Source organism: Hydrocarboniphaga sp. FW305-C-57 (assembly GCF_058783045.1).
Window position 1 is genome coordinate 488,818 of the sequence record NZ_JBYSYG010000002.1, and the last position, 18,243, is coordinate 507,060.

Here is an 18,243-nt window from a genome sequence, read left to right on the forward strand (position 1 = left end):
AGGACTCATCGTGTATCCCTTATTCGTTCGCAGGGCGATCGGCGCTGTCGCCGTTTCGCTGCTGCTCGTTTCGACGGCGCAGGCCGTCGAAACACCGGCTGCGCCCACAGCCGAACCGCTGACGCTGCGCGAGGCGCTGCGCCGCACCGCGCTTGCGCATCCCGATCTGCAAGGCTTCGCGGCCGAGCGCGAGGGCCTCGTGGCGGGCAAGGCGCTCGCCGGCCGTTCGCCGGCACCCGAAGTGGGCCTGCTGCTCGAAGACGCACTCGGCACCGGCAATCGCAAAGGCCTCGACGGCGCCCAGTGGACCTTGAGCTTCACTCAGGCGATCGAGATCGGCGACCAGCGCACCGGCCGTCTCGCGCTGGCCGACGCCAAGTCCGATGCGCTGAGCGCCGCGCAGGCGCAGAAGCGTCGCGACGCCTACGCCGAAGTCGCACAGCGCTTCATCGAGGCCGCGGCCGACGACCAGCGACGGCTGCTCGCCGAAGAACAGGTCGAGCTCGCGCAGAAAGCCTTCGAAGCCGCGCAGGCGCGCGTGCGGGCGGCGCGCGCTCCGCTCGCCGAGCAATCGCGGGCGCGTGCGGCGCTCGCACAGGCCACGCTCGAGCGCGAGCATGCCGAACACGAGGAACTCAGCGCCCGCGTCGCGCTCGCCGTAAGCCTCGGCATGCCCGAACCCGACTTCGGCGCGCTGCAGGCGCAGCTGTTCGAGCTGCCGCCCGTACGCCCGCTCGATGAACTGCGCGAGCGCCTCAAGCAAAGCCCGGGCGCACAAGCCCGGCTCGCGGAGGCCGCGGTGTTCGAGGCCGAACGCCGGGCTGCACTCGCCTCGGCCGGCTTGAAGCCGACCTTCACGGGCGGGCTGCGCCGCTACGACGCGGGCAACGACGACGTCGGCCTCGTCGTCGGCATCAGCGTTCCCTTGTTCGCGCGCCGCAAAGCTGCCGACGAAGCTGCGGTCGCGAGCGCGCATTTCGCGAAGAGCGAAGCCGAGAATCGCGCGGCGCTGCTGCGCGCCGAAGAGCTGCTCTACGACCGTTACCAGGAACTCGGCCACGCGCGTGAAGCGCTACGCCTGCTCGACACCGAAGTGCTGCCCGCGCGCGACGAAGCGCTCGCGCAAACGCAGTACGCATTCGAGCGCGGACGCTACGGCTATCAGGAGCTTTCGCTCGCACTGCAGGAGCGCGCGAGCGCGCAGCGCGAACGGCTCGACACCGCCGCCCACTATCACTCGCTGCTCGCCGAACTCGAACGCCTGACCGGCGAGCGCCTCACCGAAGGAAGCCAGCCATGACGGCCCATCACCCGACCGGCACAGCTGCATCGCTGCGCCGCACACTCGTCAGTCTGCTCGCCATCGTGCTCATGAGCAGCGCCTGCTCCAAACCCGGCGAGCACGCATCCGAAAGTGCGGCCGGACAACCACACGAACATGCAGAAGAACGCGGCGCCGGGGAATTCGAGCGCGGCCCGCATCAGGGCCGCCTGCTGCGCGACGGCAATTTCGCACTCGAACTCAAGATCGTCGAACAAGGCGTGCCGCCAGAGTTCCATGTCTGGCTGTATCGGGGCGAGCGTGCGCTGCCGCCCGCGCAAGCGAATGTGAGCGTCGAACTCACCCGGCTCGGCGGAACGGTTGATCGTTTCGCGTTCGCTCCGCGAGAGGACTATCTACTAGGCCAGGGCGAAGTGCGCGAGCCGCATTCCTTCAGCGTGAAAGTCGATGCGAGCGAAGGCGGCAGGACGCACCGCTGGAGCTTCGACAGCTTCGAAGGGCGCACGACGATCGCAGCGAAGATCGCGCAGGACTCGGGCGTCGCCAGCGAGATCGCGGGCCCCGCATCGATTGCGGAAACGATCACGCTGACCGGGCGCATCGTGCCGAATGCCGAGCATGTGCGCTCGGTGTCGGCGCGCTTTCCGGGGCCGATCCGCGAGATCGCGAAGTCGATCGGCGACAGCGTGAACAAGGGCGAGCGGCTCGCCACCGTCGAGAGCAACGACAGCCTGCAACGCTATGCGGTGAGCGCACCGATCTCCGGCGTGGTGATCGAGCGTCATGCCAACCCTGGCGAGCACGCGGGCGATCAGCCCTTGTTCGTGGTCGCCGATTACGGCCGGCTCTGGGCCGAGCTCGCGCTGTTCCCGCGCGATCTGCCGCGCGTGAAGGTCGGGCAGAAAGTCACGCTGAAGACCGTCGATGGTGATCTCGAAGGTGGCGGCGAGATCGTGCGCATCGCACCGGCCGAAGGCGCGAGCCACGGTTCGCTGAGTGGTGTCTACACGGCGCGTGTCGCGCTCGACAACGTCGGCCGGAAATGGATCCCGGGCCTGTTCGTGCAGGGACGCGTGGAGATCGGCAGCAGCCCGGTCGCGCTCGCGGTCAGGCGCAGCGGCCTGCAGGGTTTTCGCGATTCCACCGTGGTGTTCGCGCAGGTCGGCGACACCTACGAAGTGCGCATGCTCGAACTCGGCCGGCAGGATGAAACCTGGGTCGAAGTGCTGTCCGGTCTTGTGCCCGGCGAGCGCTACGTGATCGCGAACAGCTATCTGATCAAGGCCGACATCGAAAAATCCGGCGCGAGCCACGAGCACTGACGCCATGCTCGATCGCATTCTCTCGCTGTCCATCCGGCACCGCGTGCCGGTTCTCGTCGCCGTGTTCGCTGTCGCGCTGCTCGGCGTCTGGAGCTATCGCTCGCTCGCCATCGACGCGGTGCCCGACATCACCAACATCCAGGTGCAGATCAACACCGAGGCCGCCGGCTACACGCCGCTCGAAGCCGAGCAGCGTGTGACCTTGCCGCTCGAACGCGCGATGGCCGGGCTCGCCGGGCTCGACTACACGCGCTCGCTGTCGCGCTACGGGCTGTCGCAGGTCACCGTGGTGTTCGACGAAGGCACCGATCCGTATTTCGCGCGCCAGCAGATCGCCGAGCGACTGCAATCGGTGTCGAGCCGCCTGCCACCCGGACTCGAACCGCAGATGGGCCCGGCCGCCACCGGGCTCGGCGAAATCTACATGTACACGGTCGATGCCCAGCCCGGCGCGAAGAACGCCGACGGCACGCCGGTCAGCGCGATCGATCTGCGCGCCGCGCAGGACTGGATCGTGCGGCCGCAGCTGCTGCGCGTTGCCGGTGTCGCCGACGTCAACACGATCGGCGGCTACGAAAAGCAGTACCTCGTGCAGCCCGATCCGGCGCGGCTGCTCGCCTACGGCCTGTCCTTCGACGATCTGGCCGATGCCCTGCGCCGCAACAACGAGAACCGCGGCGCCGGCTACATCGAACGCAACGGCCAGCAGATGCTGCTGCGCGTGCCCGGGCAGATCGATGGCGGAGCGCAGACGCTCGCGGCGCTCGGCGACATCGTGATCCGCAACATCGCCTCGGCGCCCGTGCGCATCGGCGACGTCGCGACAGTGTCGATCGGCTCCGATCTGCGCAGCGGCGCGGCGACGCAGAATGGCCACGAGGTCGTGCTCGGCACCGTGCTCATGCGCGTCGGCGAGAACAGCCGCACGGTCGCCAAGGCGGTGGCCGCGAAGATCGAAGAAATCGGCCCGAGCCTGCCGCCCGGCTACGTCATCGTGCCGGCCTACGATCGCACGCGGCTCGTCGACAAGACGCTCGCGACGGTGCAGAAGAACCTGCTCGAAGGCGCGCTGCTGGTCGTGGTCGTGCTGTTCCTGCTGCTCGGCAATCTGCGCGCCGCGCTGCTGACCGCGCTCGTCATTCCGCTCGCGATGCTGCTGACGATCACCGGCATGGTGCGCACCGGCGTGTCGGCGAATCTCATGAGCCTCGGTGCGCTCGACTTCGGGCTCATCGTCGATGGTGCGGTGATCATCGTCGAGAACTGTCTGCGCCGATTGTCGGCCGCCGCGACCGGCGAGCGCATGCCCTTGCCGCTGCGCCTGCGCATCGTCTTCGAAGCCACGCGCGAAGTGATCCGGCCCGCGCTGTTCGGCGTCTTCATCATCACCGCGGTGTATCTGCCGATCTTCACGCTCAGCGGCGTCGAGGGAAAGATGTTCCATCCGATGGCACAGACCGTCGTGATGGCGCTGATCGCGGCGATGCTGCTGTCGATCACCGCGGTGCCCGCAGCGGTCGCCCTGCTGATCGGCTCGCCCAGGCCGCATCGCGAAGGACTGTTCGCGCGCCTGAGCCAGCGCGTCTACGCACCGCTGCTCGCGGCAAGCCTGCGCGCGCGCCATCTCGTCGGCACCGCGGCGCTCGCGCTCGTATTGCTTGCCGCGTTCGCAGCCTCGCGCATGGGCTCGGAGTTTCTGCCCGGCCTCGACGAGGGCGACATCGCGATGCACGCGCTGCGCATTCCGGGCACGAGCCTGACGCAGGCGATCGGCATGCAGCAGCAGCTCGAGAAGGTGGCGCTCGCGATTCCGGAGGTGGAGCGCATCGTCGCCAAGATCGGCACCGCCGACATCGCCACCGACCCGATGCCGCCGTCGGTGGCCGACAACTTCATCATGCTCAAGCAGCGCGAGCTGTGGCCCGATCCACGCAAGCCGAAGGCGCAGGTCGTCGCCGATCTAGAAGCGGCGGTGCGCGAGGTCCCGGGCAACAACTACGAATTCACACAGCCGATCCAGATGCGTTTCAACGAGCTGCTGTCGGGCGTGCGCGCCGATGTCGCGGTCAAGGTTTACGGCGACGATCTCGACACGCTCGCCGACATCGGTGAGCGGCTCAAAGGCATCGTCGGCCGCGTGGACGGGGCGGATGACGTCTCGCTCGAACAAGTCAGCGGCCTGCCCGTGCTGAGCGTGCAGCCGCGCCGCGAAGCGCTCGCGCGCTACGGCCTCGACGTCGCCGCCGTGCAGGCGCTCGTCGCGACGGCCTATGGCGGCGAAGACGTCGGCGCGATCTTCGACGGCGATCGCCGCTACGAACTCGCCTTGCGATTGCCCGATGCGCTGCGCGGCGATCCCGATGCGCTCGATCGACTGCCAGTCGCGCTGCCGGCCTCGTCATCGATCGGCGGCTACGTTCCATTGTCCGAGCTCGCTCAAGTGCAGCTCGCACAAGGCCCGAACCAGATCAATCGCGAGAACGGCAAGCGCCGCGTGGTGGTCACCGCGAACGTGCGCGATCGCGACCTCGGCGGCTTCATCGAAGAACTGCAGGCGCGCGTGAGCCGCGAGGCCGCGCTGCCGCCCGGCTACTGGATCGACTACGGCGGCACTTTCGAGCAGCTGCAATCGGCCTCGCAACGCCTCGCGATCGTGGTGCCGGTGACCTTGCTGCTGATCGTCGGCCTGCTGTGGCTCGCGCTCGGCTGCCTGCGCGACGCGCTGCTGATCTTCAGCGGCGTTCCGCTCGCGCTGACCGGCGGCGTGCTCGCGCTGCTGCTGCGCGGCATTCCGCTGTCGATCTCGGCCGCGGTCGGCTTCATCGCGCTGTCGGGCATCGCGGTGCTCAACGGCCTGGTCATGGTGAGCTTCATTCGCGATCTGATCGCCGGCGGCATGCCGAAGGACGATGCGATCGCGCTCGGCGCGCAGACGCGCCTGCGCCCGGTGCTGATGACCGCGCTCGTCGCCGCGCTCGGCTTCGTGCCGATGGCGATCAATACCGGCATCGGCTCCGAAGTTCAGCGCCCGCTCGCGACCGTGGTGATCGGCGGCATCGTCACCTCGACGGTGCTGACCTTGCTCGTGCTGCCCGCGCTGTATCGCCTGTTCGGCGCAGGATCGAGCACGCGCTCAAGCGCGATCACGCACGACGAGCTGGTCAATGCGAGGACGAAAACTTCATGAGCAGGATGCCACCGAGGATCAGTGCGGCGGCGAGCGCGCGCATCGGCGTGAAGGCTTCGCCGAGCACGCTCACGCCGACGACGAAGGCGCCGACCGCGCCGATGCCGGTCCAGACCATGTACGCGATGCCGAGCGGCAGGCTGCGCATCGCGATGGACAGCAGCCCGAAGCTCGCGGCCATGAAGACGAAGGTGACGACGGTCGGCATCACGCGCGTGAAGCCTTCCGACTGCTTCATCGAATAAGCCCAGACCACTTCGAGCAGACCGGCGACGGTCAGATGAACCCAGGCCATGCGCGGCCTCCTTACTTTTTCAGTGAAAGGGGCCGGGCCGTCCCGGGCATGTTTCCAGAATGGGGAGGTCGTTCCTCCTGACAGCGCGCGAATTATAGGCGCGTGTCCTGCAACTGGCACGGCGGCGTCAGGCACGCGCCGCCGTGCCTTTCGAAGCTACATCAGGCCGCCTTCGCGACTTCATCCTTGAGCGACTGCATGTCGATCACGAAGCGATACTTCACGTCGCCCTTCTGCATGCGATCGTAGGCCGTGTTGATGTCCTTGATCGCGATGACTTCGATGTCCGAGACGATGCCGTGCTCGGCGCAGAAGTCGAGCATCTCCTGCGTCTCTTTGATCCCGCCGATCAGCGAGCCCGCGAGCGTGCGACGGCGGAAGATCATGCTGCCGAAGCCGGTGATCTTGTGCGGCTCGGCCGGTGCGCCGACGAGCGTCAGCACGCCGTCGCGCTTGAGCGCGTTGAGGTAGGGATCGAGATCGAGCGGCGCGGCGACCGTGTTGAGCAGAAAGTCTAGGCTGCCGGCCACCGACTTCATCTGCTTGGCGTCCTTGGAGATCACCACGCGATCGGCACCGAGGCGGCGTGCATCGGCCTCCTTGCCGGGCGAAGTCGTGAACAGGGTGACGTCCGCGCCCATCGCCTTGGCGATCTTCACGGCCATGTGGCCGAGACCGCCGAGGCCCACCACGCCGACTTTCTGGCCGGGCCTGACCTTCCAGTGCGCGAGCGGCGAATACGTGGTGATGCCCGCACAGAGCAGCGGCGCGGCAGCGGCCGGATCAAGCCCTTCGGGCAGGCGCAGCACGAACTCTTCACGCACGACGATCTTGTCGGAATAGCCGCCGTAGGTGTTGCCGCCAGTCTCGCGATCGCGACCGTTGTAAGTGCCCGTGAAGCCTTCGTTGCAGTAATTCTCGAGGCCTTCCTTGCAGGATTCGCAGACCAGGCAGCTGTCGACCATGCAGCCGACGCCGACCAGCTGGCCGACCTTGAACTTGCCGACCTTGGAGCCGACCGCGGTCACGCGACCGACGATCTCGTGCCCCGGCACGCACGGAAACTGGCTGCCGCCCCACTCGGCGCGCGCCGTATGCAGATCGGAGTGGCAGACGCCGCAGAACAGGATGTCGATGGCGACGTCGTTGTCGCGCGGGGCGCGGCGTTCGAACGAAAACGGAGCGAGCGGCTGGTCGCCGCTGGCAGCGGCGTAGGCGTAGGTTTTCATGTGCACTTGTCCTGGGTTCATGGATGAAGGAAAACGGCGCCGACCACCGTCAGCGTGTCACGTAATCGAGCACGCGGCCCATCAGCGCATTGATGCGCGCATAGCTCGCGGCGGGTTCGGCCAGAATCACCGGCGCGGATTGCACGTAGATGTCGGGCACGAGTTCGTCACGGCAATGCTCGACGATGGCGCTCACGGTCTGCGGCGTCGATTCGAGATGGAACTGCAGGCCGATCGCGCGCTCGCCCCACTGAAACGCCTGGTTGAGGCAGCCCGCGCTCGATGCGAGGCGAGTCGCGCCTGCGGGCAGATCGAAGGTTTCACCATGCCAGTGGAACACGCGCTCGCGCGGCGGCAATGCAAACCGCTGTGCATCCACGGCCGCGCCCTCGATATCGAACCAGCCGATCTCGCGCTTGGGGCCCGGATACACGCGCGCGCCGAGCGCGTTCGCGATCAGCTGGGCGCCGAGGCAGATGCCGACCACGGGCTTGCCGGCCTGCAGCATCGCGTGCACGAAGCGCTTTTCGTCGACGAGCCAGGGCAGCGTGGCTTCGTCGTTGACGCTCATCGGGCCGCCCATGACCACGAGCAGATCGACCTCGTCGGGCTTCGGCAGCGCTGCAGACGATTCGAAGAACGGCGTGGTGCTCACGCGCGCGTCGCGCTGCTGCAGCCAGGCGGCGATGCTGCCGGGGCCTTCGAACGGAACGTGCTGGAGGATGTGCGCTCTCATGGCTCGCGGTGAAGGTGCAGGCGAGTTCGCATTATTGCGCGGCGACCAGCCTTAGCAAGGTGATTTCGGACGGCGCGCCGAAGCGCAGCGGCGGCCCCCAGTAGCCGGTGCCGCGGCTCGTGTAGACCCAGAGCCTGCCGAGCTTGGCGAGACCCGCGACGAAGGGCTGCTGCAAGGGCACGAAGAAATTCCACGGCAGGAACTGGCCGCCGTGCGTGTGCCCCGAAATCTGCAGATCGAAACCGGCTTCGGCGGCGGCCTGTGCCGAACGCGGCTGATGCGCGAGCAGCAGGCGCGCGTCGACTTTCTGCGCACTGCGCGCCGCAGCGAGTGGATCGCTGCGGTGCTGCTCGTCGAAATGCCCGGCGCTGTAATCGGTCACGCCACCGACGAGCAGGCGAGCGCCGCCGTGCTCGATCACCTCGTTCGCATTGAGCAGCACGCGCAACCCGAGCGAGCGCCATTCGCGCACCCAGCCGTGCGCGCCGTGGTAATACTCGTGGTTGCCGGTGACGCAGTAACTGCCGTGTCGCGAGCGCAGCGCCGACAGCGGCTGCACGTGCTCGCGCAAAGCCTCGACGCTGCCGTCGACGATGTCGCCGGTCAGCGCGATCAGATCCGCATCGAGCGTGTTGACGCGTCGCACGATCGCTTCGAGATAACCGCGCTTGATCGTCGGCCCGACGTGCACGTCGGACAGCTGCGCGATGCGGAAACCCGACAGCGCCGCGGGCAGGCCGGCGATCGGCACGTCGACCTGCACGACGCGCGCCGTGCGGCGCGCGTTGAAGAAGCCGACCAGGCTCACGAGCGCCGTCAGCGCGAGCACCGCGAATGCCGAAGCCCGCTTCCAGGGCTCGAGATCGAGCGGCTGCCAGACAGCCCAGAGCGCGAACGGCAACAACACGAGATCGCGCAGCAGCGTCAGCACGAACAGGCTCGAGAACACGCCCATCGCGAGATAGCCGGCCCAGGCCAGCGCATCGCCTGTGCGCTGCGGCAGGCGGCTGAGCCGCAGCAGCAGCGGCGCCGGCATCAGCAGCGCGGAGAGCACAAGCAGTGCGCTCGAAAATGCCAGGCCCAGGCCCGACAGCGGCAACGCGGGCAACAGGCGTACGCCGATGTAGGCGTGCAGCAGCAGGCTCAGCAGCGGGACGAGCAGGAACGAATTTCGGCGCATTCGGCATTACATTGAGCGCGCGCAAGGCTTTTCAAGGGCGCTGCTCGGCGAGCCGCGCACGCAGCCATTTAGCCCGCTCGGTGATCTGCTCGCGCTCCTGCCTGGATTTGCGCTGCAGGTTCCTGACCTGGAACTGCAGTCGCGGATGTCCGTCGAAACGGCGCTCGTGGCGGTGGAGGAAATCCCAGTACAGCGTCGTGAATGGACAGGCTTCGTCGCCGACGGCCTTGCCCGGATCGTAGCGACAGTGCGCGCAGTAGTTGCTCATGCGCTCGATGTAGCGGCCCGAGGCGACGTAGGGCTTGGAGCCGAGGATGCCGCCGTCGGCGAACTGGCTCATGCCGATGGTGTTCGGCAGCTCGACCCATTCCACCGCGTCGACGTAGACGGCCAGATACCAGAGATGAATCTCGCGCGGACGCACGCCGAGCAGCAGCGCGAACAGGCCAGTCACCATGAGCCGCTGGATGTGATGCGCGTAGCCGAGCCGCAAGGTCTGGCCGACGGTCTGCGCCATGCACTGCATGTGCGTCTGCGCGTTCCAGTAGAGCCAGGGCAGCGGCTGGTCGGCGCCGAGCTCGTTGTCGTCGGCGAACTCGGGCATGCGCTGCCAATAAAGCCCGCGCACGTATTCGCGCCAGCCCAGAATCTGCCGCACGAAGCCTTCGACCGACGCGAGCGGCGCTCGCTTCTGGCGATACGCCTCGATCGCGGCCGCGCAGACTTCGCGCGGGTCGAGCAGCTTCAGGTTCATAGCGACCGACAGCCGCGAGTGATGCAGCAGCGGCTGATCGATCCACATCGCGTCCTGCCAGCGGCCGAATTCGGCGAGCCGGTGCTCGATGAAATCGGCCAGCGCCTGCAAGGCTTCGCCGCGCGTCACTGGCCAGTCGAAACCATCGAGCTCGCCGGGATGACCGGCATAGCGTTCGGCCACCAGCGCGAGCACTTGCCGCGTGATCGCGTCGGGCTCGAAACGTCGTGCGCCAGGCACGTTGCCGGGGCCGTGCGCGCCGAAGCTCTTGCGGTTGTCCTCGTCGAAATTCCAGCGTCCGCCTTCGGGTTCGCCGTCGTGCATGAGCCAGCCCGTGCGCTGGCGCATCCAGCGGTAGAAGTGCTCCATGCGCGGCTGCCGCCTGCCCTGCATCCAGTCGGCGAAGTCCTGGCGCGAACACAGGAAGTGCGGGTCTTCGAGCAGCACGAACTCGATGCGTGCCTGCTTCGCGACGGCTTCGATGTCCCCGACGAGCCGATGCTCGCCGGGCCAGAGCAGACGAATGCGCTGCGGTCGCAGCTCGCCAAGATCGGCGGCGAGCGCCTCGGCGAGCGTGTCGCGGTCGTGCTGCGCTGTCGCGCGATAGATCAGCCGCCAGCGACGCTGTTCGATCCCGCGCGCGTAGTGGCGCATCGCCGACAGGAACACGGCGATGCGCGCCTTGTGCGACCAGGCGTAGCGCGCTTCGGCCGGGGCTTCGCACATCCACACCGCGTCCTGTTGCGCATCGAATTCGGCGAACACGGGTGAATCGGGATCGAGCTGATCGCCGAGCACGACGATGAGTTCGCGAATGTCGGTTCTGGGGGATCGCACTGGGGCCGGAGCTCGCCTGATCATGGGAAAGCCTGCGCCGCACGGGCTGACGCCGGGCTGATTCGGGGCAAGCTACCGCGCCAGCGGGCCGCTGGATATGCTGCCCGCATGCCGAATGCCACTCCGCTCACGCATCGACTCGCCACGCGCGCCGACCTTCCACGCATCGTCGAGATCTACAACAGCACGATCGCCTCGCGCATGGTCACAGCCGATCTCGAACCCATCAGCGTCGACAGCCGCGAGCAGTGGTTCGCCGAACACACGGCGCAGTTCCGCCCGCTGTGGGTCGTCGAGCTCGACACCGCGGGCGACCAGCAGATCGCGGGCTGGCTGAGCTTCTCGTCGTTCTACGGACGGCCGGCGTACAAGGGCACCGCCGAGGTCAGCCTCTACATCGACGCGTGCTTCCGCCGCGCCGGCATCGGCCGCTATCTGCTCGGCGAGGCGATGGCGCACGCGCCGCGGATCGGCGTGCACACGCTGCTCGGCTTCGTCTTCGGCCACAACCTGCCGAGCCTGGCCCTGTTCGAGCGCTACGGCTTCGCGCGCTGGGCGCATCTGCCACGCGTGGCCCTGCTCGACGGCATCGAACGCGACCTCGTCATTCTCGGCCGTCGCGTGGCGCCCTAGCCGCGCGACGGACCTGCCGGCTCTTTCCCGGCCGGACCGGTGGCGCCCGGAGCCGGAGCCGCCGCCCGCATCCGTCACCCGACATTGAACTAAGCTGCGCGCCATTGCCGTACCGCTGACTCGGAATCGCCGTGCTCGCGCTGATCGTCGTCCTCGTGCTTTACGTGTCCTGCATCGCCTTCGTTCGCGTGCGCAATCGCGCGCATCTGAACTGGGGCCGCCAGCTCACGGATTTTTCCACCTTCATGGTGCCGTTCAACATCCCGGCCTACCTGCTGTCGCGGGTTCCCCTGTCGGCGCGCCCGCCGCTGTCCAGCCTGCCGCAGCTGCGCGTGCTGCAGGACAACTGGCAGACGATCCGCGACGAGGCGCTCGCCCTTTACGGCCAAGGCCACATCGCGGTGAAGACCTGCCGGGCAGCAGCTTCTACAAGAACGATCGCTGGAAGAGCTTCTACCTCAAGGTCTACGACCACGAGCTTCCGTCGGCCCGCACCCTCGCACCCAAGACCCTGGCGCTGATCGAGCAGGTGCCGGGCATGAACCTGGCGCTGTTCGCGGTGCTGATGCCCGGCAAGCGCCTGGGCCAGCACGCCGATCCGTTCGCGCTGAGCCTGCGCTATTCGCTCGGTCTGGCGACGCCCAACTCCGAGCGCTGTGGCCTGATGGTCGATGGCGAGCACTACGTCTGGCGCGACGGCGACGCCATCCTGTTCGACGAGACCTACATGCACGCGGCGTACAACGACACGCAGACGCCGCGCATCATCCTGATGACGGACATCGACCGGCCGATGCGCCTGGCCTCGGTGCAGAAGCTGTACTACCGCTTCGGCCGCTTCTTCAACGGCCTGTTCTACATCGACAACCTGGACAGCAGCCGGTCCGGCATCGGGAACCGCCTGTGGGGTCCGGTGACGCGCTACAAGGCCACCATGCGCGGCCTCAAGGATCGCCATCGCCGCGCGTACAAGGCCGGCAAGCTGCTGCTTTACACCGTGCTCATCGGCCTGCTGGTCAACTGGGTGCTCTGAATCGCCCGATCAGTGATAAGGCTCGACCCCGATCCGGCTCGCGCGGATCGGCACCAGGCGCAGGCTTTCGCCGCATTCCTTGGTCGCCTCGCAGCTGCGGTAGCCGAAGTCGGCATCGAAGCAGATGTTCACCTCCGACAGCCGCGTGCCCTTGCAGATCAGGTCGATGCTGTCGGCCGTGAGCCCCGGGTTGGCCTCGACGAAGGCCTGGCGCACGGCGCTCGCGGTGGTGTCGAGCCGCTCGGTCACCTTGCCGTAGCGCTCCGGAATCTGGATGCGCCGGCTGCCGCGGTCGACCGCGGCGAGATACTGCGTGGTGTCGAGCCCGCTGCAGGAGCCGTGCTTGCGCCAGAGCGCGCGCACGCGCGCCTTGTTCGGAATCACCCAGAGCCAGCGGTCGCTGTCGGCTTCCGACATGTCCCACTCGGCACAGCTGTCGTCCTTCTCGGCCGGGCCGCTGCGGCGGAACGGCACCAGGCCGTGATTGACGAAGTAATGCTCCTCGGTGCACTGCGGCTCCTTGGAGCTCAGGTTGGCCGAGCAGTACAGCGGCGACCACGAAAGCACCATGCGCCAGCCGTCGGGCGGCTCGGCGGCCTGCACGCTCGCGCTGCAAAAAGCGATTGCAAACAAGGCGATGAGCTGCGTTCGCCACGAGGTCGCCGTTCGGCTCACCATTGTTCTCCTGATCGCACGTCGAAGAAACGAAACTACCAGAACCGTCCGTCAGCCTGCAGCGCGGGCCGGGCTTACGAGTTGCGCGAGCCGTCACCCGGCTTGGTCGGAAGCGGCATTGCGCCGCTTGAAGGCGCTCCCGAATACTGTCGGACTCTCCCGAACCGGATCAGGAACCCGCCATGGCCCAACGCGAAGTCTTCGTCGTCTCCGCCCTCCGCACCCCCGTCGGCAGCTTCGGCGGCGGACTCAAGGACGTTCCGCTGGCCCAGCTCGCGACGCTCGCGGTGAAGGAATCGCTGGCCCGCTCGGGCGTTCCGGCCGAGCAGATCGACCACGTCGTCATGGGCAACGTGATCCCGACCGAGCCGCGCGACGCCTACCTGTCGCGCGTCGCCGCGATCGAAGCGGGCATCCCGAACACCACCCCGGCCTTCAACGTGAACCGCCTGTGCGGCTCGGGCCTGCAGGCCATCGTCTCGGCCGCGCAGTCGATTCTGCTCGGCGACGCCGAGGCCGCCGTGGGCGCCGGCGCCGAATCGATGAGCCGCGGTCCCTACCTGTTGCCGGCCGGCCGCTGGGGCGCGCGCATGGGCGACGCGGCGATGCTCGACTACATGGTCGGCATCCTCCATGACCCGTTCCAGAACATCCACATGGGCATCACCGCCGAGAACGTCGCCGCACGCTACGGCGTCACCCGCGAGGACATGGACCAGCTCGCCGCCGAATCGCAGCGCCGTGCCGCCCGCGCCACCGCCGAGGGCCGCTTCGCCTCGCAGCTGATTCCGGTGCCGGTCAAGACGCGCAAGGGCGTCGTCAATTTCGAAGTCGACGAGAACGTGCGCGACGTGACCGTCGAGCAGCTCGCGCAGATGAAGCCGGTGTTCAAGAAGGACGGCCTCGTCACCGCCGGCAACGCCTCGAGCATCAACGACGGCGCCGCCTCGGTGGTGCTGGTCTCGGGCGAGAAGCTCAAGGCGCTGGGCCTGACGCCGCTCGCGCGCCTGGTCGCCTACGGCCACTCCGGCGTGGATCCGTCGATCATGGGCATCGGCCCGGTCACCGCGACCCGCAACGCGCTCGCCAAGACCAGCCTCACGGTGCGCGATTTCGACGTCATCGAGTCGAACGAAGCCTTCGCCGCCCAAGCCTGCGCGGTCAGCCGCGAACTCGACCTCGACCCGGCCAAGGTCAACCCGAACGGCTCGGGCATCTCGCTGGGTCACCCGGTCGGCGCGACCGGCGTGATGATCGCCGCCAAGGCCATCCACGAGCTGCACCGCATCGGCGGCCGCTACGGCCTGGCGACGATGTGCATCGGCGGCGGCCAGGGCATCGCGGCGATCTTCGAGAAGGTTTGAGCCGCGTCGCTGCTAACGAAAGGGCCGCCGATGCGGCCCTTTCGCTTTTGGGCCCGCCCGCGAATCGATCGCTAAACTGCTGGCCTTCCCAACCGAATACTCGCGCCGCATGAGCACGCTGACCCTCGTTCGCCACGGACAGGCTTCCTTCGATTCGCACCACTACGACCAGCTGTCCGCGCTCGGCGAGCGCCAGGCGCAGGCGACCGGGGCCTACTTCAAGGCGCGCGGCGAAACCTTCACGGCCATCTACAGCGGCCCGCGCAAACGCCAGCGCCAGACTGCGCTCGCGATCACCGGGGCGCTCGACCTTGCCGAAGCGAAGGTGACGCAAGCGCTCGACGAATTCGGTGAAGGCTCCACGCTGCTCGAAGCCGCGAGCGCGCGCACCGGCGTGTCGCTGATCGAGAACGCGAGCGTGAGCCGCAAGGACAAGCTGCGGCTCTACGGCGAGCAGATCGGCCTCTGGGCCGCGGACGCGGTGCGTGTCGACGGCATTCCGCCGGTCGCCGAGTTCCGCGCCGGCATCAAGGCCTGGCTCGACGAGCTGACCGCCGCGCCGGGCCGCGGCCACAAGGTGCTCGCGGTCACCTCGGCCGGCGTCATCGCCGTGGTGATCGCCGAGCTCATGCAAAGGCCCAGCGCCGAACTCGGCGCGATGATGTCGGTGATCGGCAACGCCTCGTTCACCCAGCTGATCTGGACGCAGAACGCGCGCGTGCTGCACTCGTACAACCAGACCGCGCATCTGCCGGCCGAGCTCGCGAGCGCCATGTAGCAACCGCGGCAACAATTCATTCCGCATCAGCCGCTTGACGCATTTTCGCGTTCCGGGCGAAAAATCCTGTCGATTTCCGCCGCGCTGCTTCGACGTGTTCGTACACACGCCATCACGCGACCAGGAGACGACCATGCGCTACATGCTGCTGATGATCCCGAAGGGCTACGAGTCCGCCGAGGCCGGCGCACAGCCCGATCCCGAACACGTCGCCGCGATGATGCGGTACAACGAAGCGCTGCAACGTGCGGGTGTTCTGCTGGCGATCGATTCGCTGCATCCGCCCGCGAGCGGGGCGCGCGTGCATTTCGACGGTGGCCGTGCGCGCGTCGTCGACGGCCCGTTCGCCGAGGCCAAGGAAGTGCTCGGCGGCTATTGGCTCATCCAGGCCAAGTCACGCGAGGAAGCGATCGCCTGGGCCGCGCGCTGCCCGGGCGGCAACGACGAGGTGATCGAAGTCCGCCAGGTGCACGAGTTCGGCGATTTCTCGCCCGAGGTGCAAGCTGCGGCGGATGGATACTTCGAGATGGCCGAGAAACGCTGAAGCCCTTCTGTCGAACGCACAACGCAAAGGATTCGTCATGCTCAAGATCATTCTCATCGTCGTCGTGCTCGCCATCGCCGGCCTGCTCGCCTATGCGACAACGCGTCCAGATGAATTCCGCGTACAACGCTCGCTGTCGATACGCGCGCCGGCCGCGACGATATTCCCGCTCGTCAACGATCTGACGGCCTGGAAGCAGTGGTCTCCGTACGAGCCCAAGGACCCGAACATGCAGCATCGCTACGAAGGCCCGGCCAGCGGCGTCGGCGCGAAGATGGCCTGGGCCGGCAACAATCAGGTCGGCGAAGGCAGCATGCAAATCCGCGAATCCGAGCCCGATCGCAAGATCGTCATGCAGCTCGAATTCGAGAAGCCGATGAAGACCCAGAACGTCGCGATCTTCGATTTCGTGAGCAGCGGCGAAACCACCACGGTGACCTGGGCGATGGAAGGCAAGGCCAACTTCGTCTCCAAGCTCATGAGCGTGTTCTTCGACATGGACCAGATGATCGGCGGCGATTTCGCTCAGGGCCTGCAGAATCTCAAGCAGATCACCGAGCAGAACTGAGTCGCGCCGACGACCTCCATGAGCAGCCAGCACGACATCCGCCGCACGATCGATGCGGTCTGGCGCATCGAATCGGCGCGCATCATCGCCACGGTCGCACGGCTCGTGCACGACGTCGGCATCGCCGAAGAACTCGCGCAGGACGCGCTGATCGCGGCGCTCGAGCAATGGCCCGGCGAAGGCATTCCGCGCAATGCGGGCGCCTGGCTTACGGCCACGGCGAAGCATCGCGCGATCGACTGGCTGCGCCGCGGCACGCTGATCGAGCGCAAGTTTGATGAGCTCGCAGGCGAACTGGAGGGCGAATCCGCCATGCCCGCACCCGACGACACCGCCGCGCTCGAAGACGACATCGGCGACGACCTGCTGCGCCTGATCTTCACGGCCTGCCACCCGGTGCTCTCGCCCGATGCGCGCAGTGCACTGACGTTGAAACTGCTCGGCGGCCTTTCCACCGACGAAATCGCGCGCGCCTACCTGACGTCCGAGCCGACGATCGCGCAGCGCATCGTGCGCGCCAAGCGTGCGCTGAGCGATGCCAAAGTGCCGTTCGAAGTGCCGCGTGCGAACGAGCTGCCCGAGCGCCTGTCGTCGGTGCTCGAAGTGCTCTACCTGATCTTCAACGAAGGCTATTCGGCGACCGCGGGCGACGACTGGATGCGCCCCGCGCTCTGCGAGGAAGCCTTGCGCGTCGGCCGCATTCTGGCGGGACTCATGCCCGGCGAATCCGAGGTGCACGGCCTGGTCGCGCTGATGGAGATCCAGGCCTCGCGAGCCAAGGCGCGCGTGAAGGCCGATGGCGAGCCGGTGCTGCTGCTCGAGCAGAATCGAGCGCTCTGGGATCAGTTGCTGATCCGGCGCGGCCTGGTGGCGCTGCAGCGCGCCGAAGCGCTCGTCGGCGCGCTCGGACCTTATGCGCTGCAAGCCGCGATCGCCGCATGCCATGCACGCGCGCGCACGGCCGCAGACACCGACTGGACGCGCATCGCCGCGCTCTACGATGCGCTCGCGCAGATCGCGCCGTCGCCGATCGTCGAGCTCAATCGTGCAGTCGCGGTGAGCATGGCCTTCGGCCCTGCCGAAGCCTTGCGCATCGTCGACGAGCTCATGCAGGAACCCGTGCTGCGCCAGTACCACCTGCTGCCAAGCGTGCGCGGCGATCTGCTGTTCAAGCTGCAACGGCATTCCGAGGCGCGCGAAGCATTCGAACGCGCCGCCTCGCTCACGCGCAACGAGCGCGAGCGCAAGCTGCTGCTCGAACGCGCCGCGGCCTGCACGCCCTGACCCTCCACCACGACACGATCGAGGAGCGAGCATGTCCCTCATCCAAAGCGCCGTCATCAGCCCCTGCCTGTGGTTCGACGGCGAAGCCGAAGCGGCGGCCACGCACTACACCGGCATCTTCCCGAACTCGAGGATCCACCGGATCGCGCGCTATCCGAACGTCGGCCAGGAAGTACACGGACGCGCGGCCGGCTCGGTGATGACGGTCGAATTCGAGCTCGAAGGCCTGTTGTTCTGCGCGCTCAACGGCGGGCCGGGCTTCAAATTCAACGAAGCGATCTCGCTGCAGATTCTCTGCGACACGCAGCAGCAGATCGATCACTACTGGCACGCGCTCGGCGAAGGCGGTGGTGGCCAGTCCGTGCAATGCGGCTGGCTCAAGGACCGCTACGGCGTCTCGTGGCAGGTCGCCCCGCGCCTGCTCGGCCAGCTCGCGCTCGACCCCGATCCCGCCAGGGCCGCCCGCGCGTTTGGCGCGATGATGAAGATGGTGAAGATCGATATCGCCGAGGTCGAGCGGGCGGCGGGCGCAAGGTGATGCC

General features: G+C 67.5%; 18 protein-coding genes. 12 read left to right on the plus strand and 6 right to left on the minus strand.

The features are described 5' to 3' along the window. The first annotated feature begins 10 nt into the window (after positions 1–10). From AC3WUM_RS06500 to AC3WUM_RS06510, 3 genes are read left to right on the plus strand one after another with little or no spacing between them, the layout of a single operon-like run. A complete protein-coding gene (locus tag AC3WUM_RS06500; RefSeq protein WP_492409385.1) occupies positions 11–1,300 on the plus strand; it encodes a TolC family protein in 1,290 nt (429 codons plus the stop codon). Next, complete coding sequence (locus AC3WUM_RS06505; protein WP_492409386.1) at positions 1,297–2,604, plus strand: efflux RND transporter periplasmic adaptor subunit; 1,308 nt, start codon at positions 1,297–1,299, stop codon at positions 2,602–2,604. The genes AC3WUM_RS06500 and AC3WUM_RS06505 overlap by 4 nt, the downstream gene beginning before the upstream one ends. A 4-nt stretch (positions 2,605–2,608) precedes the next feature. Continuing rightward, on the plus strand, positions 2,609–5,791 hold the full coding sequence (locus AC3WUM_RS06510; RefSeq protein ID WP_492409387.1) for an efflux RND transporter permease subunit: 3,183 nt from the start codon (positions 2,609–2,611) through the stop codon (positions 5,789–5,791). On the opposite strand, the gene AC3WUM_RS06515 is transcribed toward AC3WUM_RS06510, so the two are convergent. The 5 genes from AC3WUM_RS06515 to AC3WUM_RS06535 form a co-directional block, all read right to left on the minus strand. Then, a complete protein-coding gene (locus AC3WUM_RS06515; protein WP_492409388.1) occupies positions 5,766–6,086 on the minus strand; it encodes a DMT family transporter in 321 nt (106 codons plus the stop codon). The genes AC3WUM_RS06510 and AC3WUM_RS06515 overlap by 26 nt on opposite strands. 161 nt (positions 6,087–6,247) lie before the next feature. Continuing rightward, positions 6,248–7,315 (minus strand): NAD(P)-dependent alcohol dehydrogenase, encoded by a 1,068-nt coding sequence (locus AC3WUM_RS06520; protein WP_492409389.1) that lies wholly within the window; start codon positions 7,313–7,315, stop codon positions 6,248–6,250. Between the two features lie 49 nt (positions 7,316–7,364). Then, the gene (locus tag AC3WUM_RS06525) at positions 7,365–8,051 is read right to left on the minus strand and encodes a type 1 glutamine amidotransferase (RefSeq protein ID WP_492409390.1); all 687 of its coding nucleotides are present in this window, start codon (positions 8,049–8,051) and stop codon (positions 7,365–7,367) included. A gap of 31 nt (positions 8,052–8,082) precedes the next feature. Continuing rightward, entirely contained in the window at positions 8,083–9,231 is a 1,149-nt protein-coding gene (locus AC3WUM_RS06530; RefSeq protein ID WP_492409391.1) for a metallophosphoesterase, read from the minus strand. Positions 9,232–9,262: 31 nt separating this feature from the next. Continuing rightward, the gene (locus AC3WUM_RS06535) at positions 9,263–10,846 is read right to left on the minus strand and encodes a cryptochrome/photolyase family protein (protein ID WP_492409392.1); all 1,584 of its coding nucleotides are present in this window, start codon (positions 10,844–10,846) and stop codon (positions 9,263–9,265) included. 84 nt (positions 10,847–10,930) lie between these two features. On the opposite strand from AC3WUM_RS06535, the gene AC3WUM_RS06540 reads away from it, so the two are divergent. The 3 genes from AC3WUM_RS06540 to AC3WUM_RS06550 all read left to right on the plus strand — a co-directional run bounded on the left by AC3WUM_RS06540 (position 10,931) and on the right by AC3WUM_RS06550 (position 12,488). Continuing rightward, a complete protein-coding gene (locus AC3WUM_RS06540; protein WP_492409393.1) occupies positions 10,931–11,455 on the plus strand; it encodes a GNAT family N-acetyltransferase in 525 nt (174 codons plus the stop codon). A 131-nt stretch (positions 11,456–11,586) separates the two neighbouring features. Then, positions 11,587–11,976, plus strand: a complete 390-nt coding sequence (locus AC3WUM_RS06545; protein ID WP_492409394.1) for a hypothetical protein — start codon at positions 11,587–11,589, stop codon at positions 11,974–11,976. Beyond that, complete coding sequence (locus AC3WUM_RS06550; protein ID WP_492409561.1) at positions 11,865–12,488, plus strand: aspartyl/asparaginyl beta-hydroxylase domain-containing protein; 624 nt, start codon at positions 11,865–11,867, stop codon at positions 12,486–12,488. The genes AC3WUM_RS06545 and AC3WUM_RS06550 overlap by 112 nt, the downstream gene beginning before the upstream one ends. Positions 12,489–12,497: 9 nt before the next feature. Here AC3WUM_RS06550 and AC3WUM_RS06555 read toward each other — a convergent pair whose 3' ends face one another. Then, positions 12,498–13,163 (minus strand): ribonuclease T2 family protein, encoded by a 666-nt coding sequence (locus AC3WUM_RS06555; RefSeq protein ID WP_492409395.1) that lies wholly within the window; start codon positions 13,161–13,163, stop codon positions 12,498–12,500. A 182-nt stretch (positions 13,164–13,345) separates the two neighbouring features. Here AC3WUM_RS06555 and AC3WUM_RS06560 point away from each other — a divergent pair, with 182 nt between their 5' ends. The 6 genes from AC3WUM_RS06560 (at position 13,346) to AC3WUM_RS06585 (ending at position 18,239) form a co-directional block, all read left to right on the plus strand. Continuing rightward, positions 13,346–14,527 carry an acetyl-CoA C-acyltransferase family protein gene (locus AC3WUM_RS06560; protein WP_492409396.1) on the plus strand — a complete coding sequence of 394 codons (1,182 nt, stop codon included), beginning with the start codon at positions 13,346–13,348 and terminating at the stop codon, positions 14,525–14,527. Positions 14,528–14,636: 109 nt separating this feature from the next. Next, positions 14,637–15,305, plus strand: a complete 669-nt coding sequence (locus AC3WUM_RS06565; RefSeq protein ID WP_492409397.1) for a histidine phosphatase family protein — start codon at positions 14,637–14,639, stop codon at positions 15,303–15,305. Positions 15,306–15,438: 133 nt separating this feature from the next. After that, a complete protein-coding gene (locus AC3WUM_RS06570) occupies positions 15,439–15,849 on the plus strand; it encodes a YciI family protein (RefSeq protein WP_492409398.1) in 411 nt (136 codons plus the stop codon). 37 nt (positions 15,850–15,886) lie between these two features. Beyond that, positions 15,887–16,417 (plus strand): SRPBCC family protein, encoded by a 531-nt coding sequence (locus AC3WUM_RS06575; RefSeq protein ID WP_492409399.1) that lies wholly within the window; start codon positions 15,887–15,889, stop codon positions 16,415–16,417. A gap of 18 nt (positions 16,418–16,435) precedes the next feature. Next, a complete protein-coding gene (locus AC3WUM_RS06580) occupies positions 16,436–17,701 on the plus strand; it encodes an RNA polymerase sigma factor (RefSeq protein WP_492409400.1) in 1,266 nt (421 codons plus the stop codon). A gap of 31 nt (positions 17,702–17,732) precedes the next feature. Next, positions 17,733–18,239, plus strand: coding sequence for a VOC family protein (locus AC3WUM_RS06585; RefSeq protein WP_492409401.1), 507 nt, complete (start codon positions 17,733–17,735; stop codon positions 18,237–18,239). Positions 18,240–18,243 lie beyond the last annotated feature (4 nt).

Excerpts from the sequence above, each read along its gene's own strand:
- AC3WUM_RS06505 (WP_492409386.1), top strand. The coding sequence starts at position 1,297 with ATGACGGCCCATCACCCGACCGGCACAGCTGCATCGCTGCGCCGCACA.
- AC3WUM_RS06510 (WP_492409387.1), top strand. The coding sequence starts at position 2,609 with ATGCTCGATCGCATTCTCTCGCTGTCCATCCGGCACCGCGTGCCGGTT.
- AC3WUM_RS06515 (WP_492409388.1), bottom strand. The coding sequence starts at position 6,086 with ATGGCCTGGGTTCATCTGACCGTCGCCGGTCTGCTCGAAGTGGTCTGG.
- AC3WUM_RS06520 (WP_492409389.1), bottom strand. The coding sequence starts at position 7,315 with ATGAAAACCTACGCCTACGCCGCTGCCAGCGGCGACCAGCCGCTCGCT.
- AC3WUM_RS06525 (WP_492409390.1), bottom strand. The coding sequence starts at position 8,051 with ATGAGAGCGCACATCCTCCAGCACGTTCCGTTCGAAGGCCCCGGCAGC.
- AC3WUM_RS06530 (WP_492409391.1), bottom strand. The coding sequence starts at position 9,231 with ATGCGCCGAAATTCGTTCCTGCTCGTCCCGCTGCTGAGCCTGCTGCTG.
- AC3WUM_RS06535 (WP_492409392.1), bottom strand. The coding sequence starts at position 10,846 with ATGATCAGGCGAGCTCCGGCCCCAGTGCGATCCCCCAGAACCGACATT.
- AC3WUM_RS06540 (WP_492409393.1), top strand. The coding sequence starts at position 10,931 with ATGCCGAATGCCACTCCGCTCACGCATCGACTCGCCACGCGCGCCGAC.
- AC3WUM_RS06560 (WP_492409396.1), top strand. The coding sequence starts at position 13,346 with ATGGCCCAACGCGAAGTCTTCGTCGTCTCCGCCCTCCGCACCCCCGTC.
- AC3WUM_RS06565 (WP_492409397.1), top strand. The coding sequence starts at position 14,637 with ATGAGCACGCTGACCCTCGTTCGCCACGGACAGGCTTCCTTCGATTCG.
- AC3WUM_RS06570 (WP_492409398.1), top strand. The coding sequence starts at position 15,439 with ATGCGCTACATGCTGCTGATGATCCCGAAGGGCTACGAGTCCGCCGAG.
- AC3WUM_RS06575 (WP_492409399.1), top strand. The coding sequence starts at position 15,887 with ATGCTCAAGATCATTCTCATCGTCGTCGTGCTCGCCATCGCCGGCCTG.
- AC3WUM_RS06580 (WP_492409400.1), top strand. The coding sequence starts at position 16,436 with ATGAGCAGCCAGCACGACATCCGCCGCACGATCGATGCGGTCTGGCGC.
- AC3WUM_RS06585 (WP_492409401.1), top strand. The coding sequence starts at position 17,733 with ATGTCCCTCATCCAAAGCGCCGTCATCAGCCCCTGCCTGTGGTTCGAC.